The 12,204-nt window shown below is 33.8% G+C and carries 8 protein-coding genes; 4 read left to right on the top strand and 4 right to left on the bottom strand.

Annotation, left to right across the window (positions count from 1 at the left end):
- The first annotated feature begins 49 nt into the window (after window positions 1–49).
- The 3 genes from QO200_RS03485 (at window position 50) to QO200_RS03475 (ending at window position 5,980) form a co-directional block, all read left to right on the top strand.
- Complete coding sequence (locus QO200_RS03485; protein WP_371536398.1) at window positions 50–3,055, top strand: amidohydrolase family protein; 3,006 nt, start codon at window positions 50–52, stop codon at window positions 3,053–3,055.
- 31 nt (window positions 3,056–3,086) lie between these two features.
- Entirely contained in the window at window positions 3,087–4,391 is a 1,305-nt protein-coding gene (locus tag QO200_RS03480; protein ID WP_371536394.1) for an amidohydrolase family protein, read from the top strand.
- Between the two features lie 275 nt (window positions 4,392–4,666).
- The gene (locus QO200_RS03475) at window positions 4,667–5,980 is read left to right on the top strand and encodes an ammonium transporter (protein WP_371536391.1); all 1,314 of its coding nucleotides are present in this window, start codon (window positions 4,667–4,669) and stop codon (window positions 5,978–5,980) included.
- 212 nt (window positions 5,981–6,192) lie between these two features.
- Here QO200_RS03475 and QO200_RS03470 read toward each other — a convergent pair whose 3' ends face one another.
- Genes QO200_RS03470 through QO200_RS03460 form a run of 3 tightly spaced genes read right to left on the bottom strand, consistent with a single transcriptional unit; the run spans window position 6,193 to window position 10,870 of the window.
- Window positions 6,193–8,226, bottom strand: coding sequence for a cytochrome c biogenesis protein CcdA (locus tag QO200_RS03470; RefSeq protein WP_371536389.1), 2,034 nt, complete (start codon window positions 8,224–8,226; stop codon window positions 6,193–6,195).
- Window positions 8,226–9,536: a tRNA lysidine(34) synthetase TilS gene (gene tilS, locus QO200_RS03465; RefSeq protein WP_371536388.1), complete on the bottom strand. Its 1,311-nt coding sequence runs from the start codon at window positions 9,534–9,536 to the stop codon at window positions 8,226–8,228. Before tilS ends, QO200_RS03470 begins: the two co-directional genes overlap by 1 nt.
- A 47-nt stretch (window positions 9,537–9,583) precedes the next feature.
- Window positions 9,584–10,870: an anthranilate synthase component I family protein gene (locus QO200_RS03460; RefSeq protein WP_371536386.1), complete on the bottom strand. Its 1,287-nt coding sequence runs from the start codon at window positions 10,868–10,870 to the stop codon at window positions 9,584–9,586.
- Window positions 10,871–11,112: 242 nt separating this feature from the next.
- Between QO200_RS03460 and QO200_RS03455 the strand changes: the two genes are divergently transcribed.
- Window positions 11,113–11,490 (top strand): DoxX family membrane protein, encoded by a 378-nt coding sequence (locus QO200_RS03455; RefSeq protein WP_371536384.1) that lies wholly within the window; start codon window positions 11,113–11,115, stop codon window positions 11,488–11,490.
- Between the two features lie 70 nt (window positions 11,491–11,560).
- On the opposite strand, the gene QO200_RS03450 is transcribed toward QO200_RS03455, so the two are convergent.
- Complete coding sequence (locus QO200_RS03450; protein ID WP_371536382.1) at window positions 11,561–12,100, bottom strand: lipocalin family protein; 540 nt, start codon at window positions 12,098–12,100, stop codon at window positions 11,561–11,563.
- Between the last annotated feature and the right edge of the window lie 104 nt (window positions 12,101–12,204).

The raw sequence follows: 12,204 nt of genomic DNA, 5'->3' as shown, positions 1-12,204 counted from the left end.
ATTTAAAGACAATTATTCAATACTTTTAGAAAAAATTAACAAAAAACTTATGAAAAAAATAGTTACCCTCATCTTTTTATTAATTTTTATACCAAAAATTAATGCTCAAGAATACTTTCCCACTAACGAAGGTGTTCGAAACAAAAACAACAATTATACTGCATTTACCAATGCCAAGATTTTTGTAACTCCAACACAAATAATCGAAAAAGGAACTTTGCTCATTCAAAATGGGAAAGTTATTGCGACTGGAACTTCAGTAAACATCCCAAAAAATACGATTACAGTAAACTTAGAAGGAAAATCAATTTACCCTTCTTTTATTGATATGTATACAAGTTTTGGAATGGAGAAACCTAAAAAAACAGAAGGTAATCGACAAAGTCAATCGTACGATACCAAGCGAGAAGGCTATTACTGGAACGAGCACATCCGTTCAGAAGTCAATGCTTACGATAATTTTAAATATGACCAACCAAAAGCCGAAGAGTTACTGAAAGCTGGATTTGGTGTGGTGGGCACGCATCTACAAGATGGTATTGCCAGAGGAAGCGGTTCATTAATTGCTTTAAACAACGATGATCAAAGTAATCGGTTATTAGCCGCTAAGATTTCTAATCATTTTGGTTTTACCAGAAGTGTTACTTCTAATCAAGCCTACCCTAGTTCATTAATGGGAATGATGGCATTATTAAGACAAGTGAATTACGATTTAAAATGGTATAAAAACGGTAATGCTGATACTAAAGATTTATCATTGACTGCCTTGGCTGAAAACGAAAAACTAATTCAAATATTTGCTACCGAAGACAAACTAAATAGCTTGCGAGCTTCAAAGATAGCTAAGGAGTTTGGTTTGAATTATATTATGAAGGGAATTGGTAATGAATTTGAAAGAGTTGAAGAGATTAAAAAAACTAATGCTCAATTTATTATTCCAATAAATTTTCCTGAAGCTTATGACGTATCTGATCCCAATCAGGCTAATCAAATGGAATTAAAAGATCTGCGCTTTTGGAATCAAGCCCCTACCAATCTTAAGGTTCTTACAGACAACGGAATCGTATTTGCCCTGACTACTGATAAATTAAAAAAAACAGAGGATTTTAGAACAAACCTGCTTAAAGCTATAAAATATGGTTTTGATAAAACAAAAGCATTAGAAGCATTAACAACAGTACCTGCTTCATTATTAGGAAAAAGTAATGAAATTGGAAGTTTGAAAACTGGAAACTACGCCAACTTTATTATCACCTCAGGCGAAATATTTAATGATGAAACTAAAATCTATGAAAACTGGGTTCAAGGGTCAAAATATGTTGTCAATAATATCAATGTTATAGATATTAGAGGAGAATACGATTTGGCTATCGCCGATAAAAACTACAAATGGAAAATTACTGGTGACATCAATTCTCCTAAATCTGAAATTAATTCAGCAGATTCTAAGAAATTAAGTTCTAAACTTTCGATTTCGAATAACTGGATTTCAAATGTGATAAAGTCAACAGATTCTACTCTAACAACTTTCACACGATTAATAGGATATGTAGAGGACGTTCAATCTCTTTCTGGTAAAGCAATTTTATTTGATGGAAACGAAGTAAAATGGTCCGCTAGTAAAACAGCCCCATTTGTGAAACAAGTGGATTCATTAAAGCTGCAAAAAAACAATGTTATTATGCCTATAACATTTCCTAATGAAGCTTATGGTAATCTTAAGAAATTAACTGCCGCAACTTTACTATTTAAGAATGCAACGGTATGGACAAACGAGAAAGAAGGTATTCTTGAAGAAACAGATGTTTTAGTTAAGAATGGAAAAATCGCCTCTATTGGTAAAAATATTTCAGATGCATCGGCAACCATCGTTGATGCAAAAGGAAAGCATTTGACTAGTGGAATTATCGATGAACATTCTCATATAGCCATTTCTAATGGAGTAAATGAAGGAGGGCACAATTCTAGTGCTGAAGTATCAATTCAAGATGTAGTCGATTCTGAAGACGTAAATATTTATAGAGAACTTGCCGGCGGAGTCACTACTTCACAGTTACTACATGGCTCTGCAAATCCTATCGGTGGACAATCTGCGATTGTAAAATGGAAATGGGGACAAGATGCAGATGAAATGTTGTATAAAAACCAACCAAAATTCATCAAATTTGCACTAGGTGAAAATGTAAAGCAATCCAACTGGGGAAATATAAACCCGACTCGTTTTCCTCAAACAAGAATGGGAGTTGAACAAGTTTTTACAGATTATTTTCAACGTGCAAAAGAGTATGAATTAACATGGAAAAACTATAATTCAAAAAAAGGCAAAGGAAATGCTCCAAGGGTAGACTTAGAATTACAAACCTTAGTTGAAATACTTAATGAAGAGCGATTTATTAGCTGCCATTCTTATGTTCAATCAGAAATTTTAATGTTGATGAACGTTGCTGATAAATTTAATTTTAGAGTCAATACCTTCACTCATATTCTGGAAGGTTATAAGGTAGCCGACAAAATGAAGGAACATGGAGCGGGTGCTTCCACTTTTTCAGACTGGTGGGCTTATAAATTTGAGGTAAATGATGCAATTCCTTATAATGGACCAATAATGCACAATGCTGGATTAGTGGTAGCTTACAATTCTGATGATGCTGAAATGTCAAGAAGATTAAATCAAGAAGCGGCAAAAGCAGTAAAATATGGAGATATTTCTGAAGAAGATGCTTGGAAATTTGTGACTCTTAACCCAGCGAAGCTATTGCACATTGATGATAAAGTAGGAAGTATAAAAGTGGGTAAAGATGCTGATTTAGTATTATGGAATAACAATCCATTATCTATATATGCTAAAGCAGAGAAAACTTTAATTGAAGGTATAGTATATTATGATGTTCAAAAAGATGAGCAAAAAAGAGTAGCTATTGCCAAAGAAAAAAACGAGTTAATCGGTCAGTTATTGCAAGAGAAAAACAAAGGTGCAAACACTCAAGAACCAAAAAGAAAAGAGAAAAAAGAGTACCACTGTGATAGTTTAGAACTTGAATTAATTGAATATTAAGAATCACGATTATCTAATAAATTAGAGCCAAATGAATACAAAAAGATATATAATAGTATTGGTATTAAGTTTATCAATCTTTGCAAATGCACAACAAACTCCTGCTCCAAAACAATCAAAATCAATATTGATTCTAAATGCGAAAGCGCATATTGGTAATGGACAAGTTATAGAAAATAGCGCTTTAGCTTTTAAAGACGGTAAAATTACCATGATCACTGATGCCACAGTAATCAGAATAGACAAAAGCGCCTACGATATTACTATTGATGCTAGTGGTAAAGAAGTTTACCCTGGTTTCATAGCTCCAAATTCTACATTAGGATTAGTTGAAATTGATGCCGTTAAATCATCTGACGATGAAAATGAAATTGGGCAATTTAATCCTAACGTACGAAGTATTGTAGCCTACAATGCAGAATCAAAAGTTATTGAAACCGTTAGACCTAATGGTGTTTTAATTGCTCAAATTACACCTCGTGGAGGGCGAATATCAGGCACATCATCTATTGTTCAGCTAGATGCGTGGACTTGGGAAGATGCGATTATGAAAGAAAACGATGGAATTCACCTAAATTTCCCATCAAGCTATAGTAGAAGTGGATCACGGTCTGAGCCAGGTAATATTGAAGAAAATAAAGATTATAAACCTCAAATCAATGAAATTCTTACATTCTTGGCAAATGCGAGAGCATATCAAGTCGATAATGTGAAAGAGAGAAATTTAATTTTCGAATCCGCAAAAGGATTATTTGATGGTTCTCAAACTTTATTTATTAATGCTAATGAAGAAAAACAAATTATCGATGCTGTTCAATTAGCTAAAAGTAACGGCATTAAAAAAATGGTAATTGTTGGTGGATATGAAGCTTATAAAACTGCCGAATTATTGCACGAAAATAATATCGGCGTACTTTTAAAAAGAGTTCATGATATGCCAGAACATGACGATGACGATGTTGATCTTCCGTATAAAGCAGCAAAATTATTAACAGATAAAGGAGTTGTTGTAGGACTAGAAAATAGCGGTTCTCATGAAAGAATGAATACTAGAAACCTACCCTTCTTAGCAGGTACCTGTGCTGCCTACGGTCTAGACAAAGAGCAAGCTTTACAATTAATCACTTCTAATACTGCAAAAATATTAGGAATAGATGCTCAATGTGGTACACTTGAAATAGGAAAAGACGCCACTTTATTCTTGTCTGCAGGTGATGCCTTAGACATGAGAACTAATAAAGTATCTCACGCTTTTATTCAAGGCAGAATGATTAGTCTAGAAACGCATCAATCTGTATTAAATAAAAGATACAAAGAAAAATACCACCAAAACTAGCTGTATCACAACAGCTTAGACTTGAATTCTAAAAACAGACACTTTACACCATAGTAAACTGTCTGTTTTTTTTAATTTAGAGCAAAACGATAAATTTCGGAATCACTTATTTCCGAATACATTAGTAAATCGTAAAATTTACTACTCAAATCAACCATACCGTTAAAAAAACAGGGGGTAAAACACCAAAAACATAAAAATAAACAGAATTACTTCAATATTATAAGGGATATTGAATGATTTTATACTTTTGTCAAAATTTAATTCTAAATAACATGAGAAAAATCGTTTTAAGTATACTACTGATTTCGCTTTTAGTAGTTACTCTATTTTCAACTTCCCTTCTATCTACAAATCCTCTTCCTGCACAAGCAACAGCTTTCGACACTGGGGATACAGCATGGATGATAGTTGCTACGGCACTTGTTTTAATCATGACGCCTGGTTTAGGATTTTTCTATGGTGGAATGGTAGGTAAAAAAAATGTAATCAGTACCATGTTACAAAGTTTTATGGCTATGATTATTGTAACAGTGCTTTGGGTTGTAATTGGATTTGGTTTATCTTTTGGGCCTTCAATTGGAGGTATTATTGGTAATCCTTTGCCTTACCTATTTTTCCAAGGCGTCAATATAAGCACCGCTTGGGTTACTGCGCCAACTGTACCATTTCTATTATTCGCTTTATTCCAAGCAAAATTTGCAATAATCACACCTGCATTAATCACTGGAGCCTTTGCTGAAAGAATTCGTTTTTGGGCTTATTTACTGTTCATGGTTTTGTTCATTATATTAATTTATGCTCCACTATGTCATATGACTTGGCATCCAGAAGGAATTCTATATAAGTTGGGAGTTCTCGATTTCGCTGGGGGAACCGTTGTACATATGAGTGCTGGTTGGGCAGCTTTAGCTGGTGCAATGTTTTTAGGAAAAAGAAAAACTCAGAAATCAAACCCGGCACGTATTACTTATGTATTGCTAGGAACTGGTTTATTATGGTTTGGATGGTTTGGTTTCAATGCAGGTTCTGCTTTAGGCGCTAATGGATTAGCTGTACAAGCTTTAGGTACAACAACTGTAGCTGCGGCCGCTGCCGGAATGGCATGGGTATTCTGGGATAAAATTCTAGGACATAAATTATCAGCAATGGGTGCTTGTATTGGTACTGTAGTAGGTTTAGTAGCTATAACTCCAGCAGCTGGATTTGTAAGTATGCCACATGCAATATTCATTGGTATTTTTAGTAGTATTGTTAGTAATATTGTAGTTAGTAAATTTCCAAAAGGTAAAATTGACGATGCTTTAGATGTTTTTGCTTGTCACGGAGTAGGTGGTATGACAGGAATGTTATTGACTGGAGTTTTTGCTTCAAAAGCAGTAAATTCAGCGGTAACAGATCAAGGACTTATTTTTGGTGAGACAACTTTATTTTTCCATCAATTAATTGCATTGGTAGGAGTATCTGCTTTTGCTTTTATATCCTCATATATATTATTCTTTATTGTGAATAAAATCACGCCGCTAAGAGTAAGTGAAGACAAAGAAGAGTTAGGTTTAGACATCTCTCAACACGGAGAATTTTTATAATAGTAATTATAAAAGACTTGTAGTAAGATAAACCTAGTGCAGAAAAAAATCCCAATCTAAATTCAGATTGGGATTTTTTACTTTATAGCGGTTATGTATTCTAATATAGTCCAATTAAAATCGCGCTACTTTCATGTTATACCGAAAAAACCGGCACAAGTTATAGGTATTATGCTAAATGAATTTAGACTACTTAATAAGTATAAATGATATTATTTCTTGAATTTAGAAATTCCTGCTTTTAGCCAAGTTCCATACTCGTCTATACTCACATAACTAATAGTTGGTTTTTCTTCATTTAAGCTATTACCCTCTAAATCCGTTAAAACATATAAAGGCTGTGTATTAGTTTTGTATTTTGATATCATAAAATCAGTCCACTTATCCCCTACTGTTTCAATTTCTGATCCAGTTGTTTTTGAGATAAATTGTTCGTCTTTAGGCAAATCTCGTTTGTCATCAACATATAATGATATAAGTACCACTTCATTGTTTAGAATAGGCAAAATCATAGTATCAGACCACACATTGTTTTCCATTTTTCTACAATTTACACAGGCATATCCTGTAAAATCAAGCATAATGGGTTTATTTACTGTTTTGGCATAAGCCAAACCCTTTTCATAATCATCAAAAACTACTATGCCATGAGGTCCACTTTTAGCACCTTCTGGCAAAATGATACTCGTAGCACTACTTCCTGATCCTCCTAATCCCGTAGGACTTTCACTGTACTCTAATGTAGGCGGGAAAGCGCTAATCATTTTTAAAGGTGCTCCCCAAAGCCCTGGAATCAAGTATATAGTAAAAGTTAATACTAACAATCCCATCATCAATCGCCCTACAGAAATATGCGTCAACGGACTATCATGTGGTAACGTAATTTTCCCGAATAAATAAAAGGCCAGTGTTCCAAAAATAGCAATCCAAATCGCTAGAAATACTTCTCGTTCCAATAAATGCAATTGCAATACTAAATCAGCATTCGATAAGAATTTAAAGGCTAAAGCCAATTCTAAAAATCCTAGAACTACTTTTACCGTATTCAACCATCCACCTGATTTTGGTAATGAATGTAACCATCCTGGGAACATGGCAAAAAGCATAAACGGTAAGGCTAATGCCAATGAAAAGCCAAACATTCCAATGATGGGAGCAATTCCCCCTTTGGAAGCGGCTTCCACTAATAGAGTACCCACTATCGGACCCGTACAAGAGAACGATACAATTGCAAGTGCCAAAGCCATAAATAAAATCCCAATAATCCCTCCTCTATCGGCTTGACTATCTACTTTATTTGCCCAAGAATTAGGTAACATAATTTCGAATGCACCTAAAAATGAAGCTGCGAAAACAACTAATAAAACAAAGAAAATAATATTAAACCACACATTAGTTGATAGCGCATTCAACGCATCAGCACCAAAAACCCAGGTTACTACAAATCCTAGAAGCACATAAATAACAATAATTGAAATCCCATAAATAATGGCATTTCTAATCCCCTTTGCTTTTGTTTTACTTTGCTTGGTAAAAAAACTAACCGTCATGGGTATCATAGGAAAAACACAAGGTGTCAGCAAGGCAGCAAATCCTGATAAAAACGCAATAAAAAAGATAGACCACAATCCTCTTTGTGTATCTGACTTAGGTTCTGCAGCCGCTTCTTTCTCAGGTGTAGCAACGACTATGTTACTTTCACCAAGACTCGGAGCTAATGAATCTGTCTTTATCGTTTCTGTTTCAGTAGTAGCTACAACAATAGCAGCGTCTTTTGGCACCGCGACCATAGCTGCGCTAACAGGTAGGCTAAAAGTAAATTTCTTTTCTAAATTGATACATACTTCTTTACAAACCTGATAATTCAACTCGGCTTCAATAGTTGAAGTCTTTGCATTCGTAACTTTAATAAGTTGTTTAATTTGAGCTTTATTTTGAAAAAAAGTTTCATTCACTTCAAAAATATCGTTGTAAGCCGTTTTAGTTTTACTTTCTTTCGCTTTCCCTACAAGAGTAAAATTACCTTTTTGGTTTTTAAAAAGAACTTCTAATGGCAGTGGCCCACCATCTGGCGTAAACTGGGAATACATATGCCAGTCCTTTTCTATTATTCCATCAAAAGTCAACAAATAGGTATTGTCTGATGTTTTTTCGATTTTTGTCGTCCATTTTACCGGATCCAGAATTTGAGCATTTACATTGGCAAAAGCCAAAAAAGTGATAAGGATAACTAATATTTTCTTCATTATTCTAATTCTATTTTTAATATATTTTGTGTTTTGTTATCAATTTTAAATCGCTCATCTTGCCTCACACCAACGACCCAAACAATTTCAGTTCCTGACCATAAGATCCAGACATTCTCTTTTTCTAACAACGATAATTTTTCATCTTTAAAAAGCTTACTCACCTTTTTAGATTTACCGTCCATACCAAAAGGTTGAAAATTATCTCCTTCATTCCACCTGCGTAAAACCAAAGGAAATTCTAATTTGTTTTGATCAACAAATATAGCCGTATTTGTAGGAATGTAAATGGCATCTACCTTACAAAGACTAAGTTTTAAGGGAATCTTAACGTCTTCAGTTCCTTCATCGATAAAATACTCCTCGTTACTATTACTTAAGTCAATTGGACTCAAGATTAATAAATCTCTATCTTTTAACAATCGAAACTCGGCCGAAAAAACATATTTCCCTGATTGGCTTTCGACTAAATCATAAATATCATCCCATGCAGAAAATCCAAATTCATGCAACCACTGGTATAAATAAGAGGTATAATTGGGTAATTTTCGCAATTGATTTAAATCAAAATAGATACCGTCCTCTTCTTGCTTCGCGACCTGCTGGTACACCATAATCGAAGCATCTTCAACCATGGCTTGTGATTCCTGCAAATAAGATTGCGTTTTTTGAAACGAAGAAATAAATTGTGGGTTTAGCTCTTTTAGTAAAGGAACTAAATCATGACGGATCTTATTGCGTAAATACTTATCGGAAGCATTGCTGCTGTCTTCTCTCCATTCTATGTTATTTTCATCGGCATAGTTTGCAATTTCTTCCCTAGAAAAAAGCAATAATGGACGTATAATTTTGTCGTTTTGTGCGGGTATTCCAACCAAACCTTCCAGCCCTGTACCTCTACTTAGGTTGATGAGGAATGTTTCTATATTGTCATCTGCATGATGAGCAGTAAGAACATAATCAAACTCTTCAGTTTCTAATAGCTCGTAAAACCAATTGTAACGCAAATCACGAGCTGCAACTTGTGTAGAAAGCTTGTAATCTTTGGCGAAAGCCTCAGTATCAAATTGGGTCAAAAACATTGGAATATTATTAGCACTAGCAAAATCTTGAACAAAATTTTGATCTCCGAAACTTTCTAATCCCCGTAATTGAAAATTACAATGAGCCAAAGCAACTGCGTAGTCTAGTCGCTTAAATAAATGAGCCATGACAATACTGTCTAAGCCACCACTAGTAGCCAAAAGAAGTTTTTTATTTTCTAAAAAGGGGAAGTTTTGAGCAATATGATTTTTGAGTCTATCTAACATAGTTCAAAAATAAAGATTAAAATTCAATATCGAATTATGAATGTCAATTATTGCAATACTTCACGCATTGCTTTTGCTTTAAGCAAACACTCTTCATACTCACTTTCTGGAATTGACAGCGCTGTTATGGCGCTACCTACAGAAAAGGACATATATTGATTTTCTTGATTGTATAAAATACTTCTGATGATCACGTTAAAATCGAAATCTCCGCTAGGTGTAAAATACCCCACTGCTCCACTGTACAATCCTCTTTTTGTTTCTTCTAAATCTTCAATAATTTTCATAGCCGAAATCTTAGGTGCACCCGTCATACTTCCCATGGGAAAAGATTTCTTTATAGCATCAACAGCGCCATATTGATAATCTAATCTGGAAGTAACAGTAGAAATCATCTGATGTACTTGCATAAAAGAATAAACACCACATAACTCAGTAACTTGTACCGATCCTTTTTGTGCGGTATGCGATAAGTCATTGCGCACTAAATCTGTTATCATAATATTTTCGGCCCGCTCTTTTGGATCTGCTGCCAGGAGATTCTTCGATTCTTCGTCTTTAATAGGATCTAAAAATCGTTTTGAGGTTCCTTTTATAGGTTGTGAAATAAGAAGTTCCCCCTCTTTTTTCAAATACCGTTCTGGTGATGCCGAAAGTAAAAACTGCCGGTTATTTTTAAAGAAAACGGCAAATGGAGGTTGAGAAATTTCGTTGAGTTTAAGAAATTTATCCAATGGATTTATAATCGTTTTTTCAGCATAAAATTCCATACAAAAATTAGCTTCGTACAAATCCCCCTGTTTAATATGGGTAAGCATTTTTGAAACCTTATCGAGATACTCTTCTTTTGAAATTCTTTGTTTAATTTCAACTGCTGCTGTTTGCAGTCCCAGGTCTGTTGTTTGCTGATGTATCTCATTGAAATCTTCCTCTAATTCATCATCACATAGGCTTAGATATTGAATTTCGACCTCATTCCCTTTCAACAAGAATATTTTCTTTGGTTGAAAGAAAAATAAATCAGAAAAATGCAAACCATCAAAATTATTCGATTGCAAAACCTCTACATTATTTTTTAATTCATAAGATAGATAACCAAACAACCAGTCTTTTGTCGTTTGCTGGTATTGTTTGAAATCCTCAAATGCATTATGATAGTCTGTTCTTATCGATGTAAAAGCATCTACTGCCACAACACAATCAAAACTGGAGTGTTGATGAGGATAATCATTACTATCCATAAAAACGACTTCACGAAACTGTTGCGACCAAATAAGTAGTTGTTTTTTAAACAATTTAGGATCTGAAATGGGCTTATGAATGGATGTTCTCAAGAAAATTTTGTCTTTAAAATTCAAAATTACAATAAAAAAAACCCTTTAATATGGCGTTATCAGAAAAATCAGTTGTTTTTTTCGTAAATTTACAATAACGCACTAGTATTAAAGTACTTAATAAAATTACGATTGTTTTTTTTCTGATAGAGACGGTAATAAAAGGGGAATATAGGGTTAAAATAAATGAGCTGTACCACATCAGAATATTTTAAATATTTAACCAATAAAACCTAGATATTATGAAAATTGCTACCATCATTATTCGAACTCTACTTGGACTACTATTTCTATATACTTCTATCAGTTATTTTTTCCACTTAAGCCCCGAGCCTGCATCAACAGGAGAATTCAAAGCATTCCAAGTTGGCTTAGTAGCCTCGACGTATTTATTTCCGTTAGCAAAAAGCGTTGAGCTATTGTGCGGATTATCGTTTATAACAGGAAAGTTCACGACATTAGCTAATCTTGTCATTTTCCCTGTAACCTTAAATATATTATTAATTAACTACTTCCTGACTCCAGAAAATCTTCCGCTCGCTATTTTTGTGTTTGTGGGGAATATATTCCTGATTTTTTCTCATTGGGAAAATTATAAAGGCTTATTTAAAGCTGACTAATTTTTTTATATAAAAAATAAAAACCGACTCTAGCTAAAAGTCGGTTTTGTTATTTGATGAATTCCTATTATTATTTAGTATGTTGCACCCATATTAAATCAGATGTTTTGTAACCAATACCTTCTGCTATTTTCAAATAGTCTGAGGTAACTTCTAACGGAATTGACTTTTCACGTGACAAAATCCATAAATATTTAAGGCTTTCTCCTGCGACCAAAGCGTATTTATACTCTTCATCAATAGCAATCACATTATAACCTCCGTAAAATGGCCCAAAAAACGACACTTTTAGCATAGCTACATCCTCGTCTCCCACAAACTTCGCTTTTCCGATGCTTTGTTTCCATTTGTCATTTTTCACATCATAACCTTTATTATCCACTTTTATCGTTCCATTGTCCTTTAATGAATATTCAGCTGTGGTATTGTTTAATCCTTTCTCAAATTTAAAATCCAATCTGGCGATTTCATACCACTTTCCCAAATATTTTTCTTTCTCGAAATTTTGAACTGCCTTTGCTTTCTCTGGAATCGTTTTACGTGAGCAGGAATTAAGAAAAACTCCTACTCCAACAAGTGCTAAAGCACCCACTATATGTCTCTTTTTCATACTAATTTGTTTTTATTAAAGATATTATGTAAACACCATTATGCTTTTATATAATTTAAATTAAAGCTTATAAAATTTAATCATTAAACAAAAAACCCGTCAAA

Source organism: Flavobacterium sp. Arc3, from assembly GCF_041431375.1.
GTDB lineage: Bacteria > Bacteroidota > Bacteroidia > Flavobacteriales > Flavobacteriaceae > Flavobacterium.
Note: the sequence above shows the minus strand (reverse complement) of the source record. Positions and strands in the feature narration are given on the sequence as shown.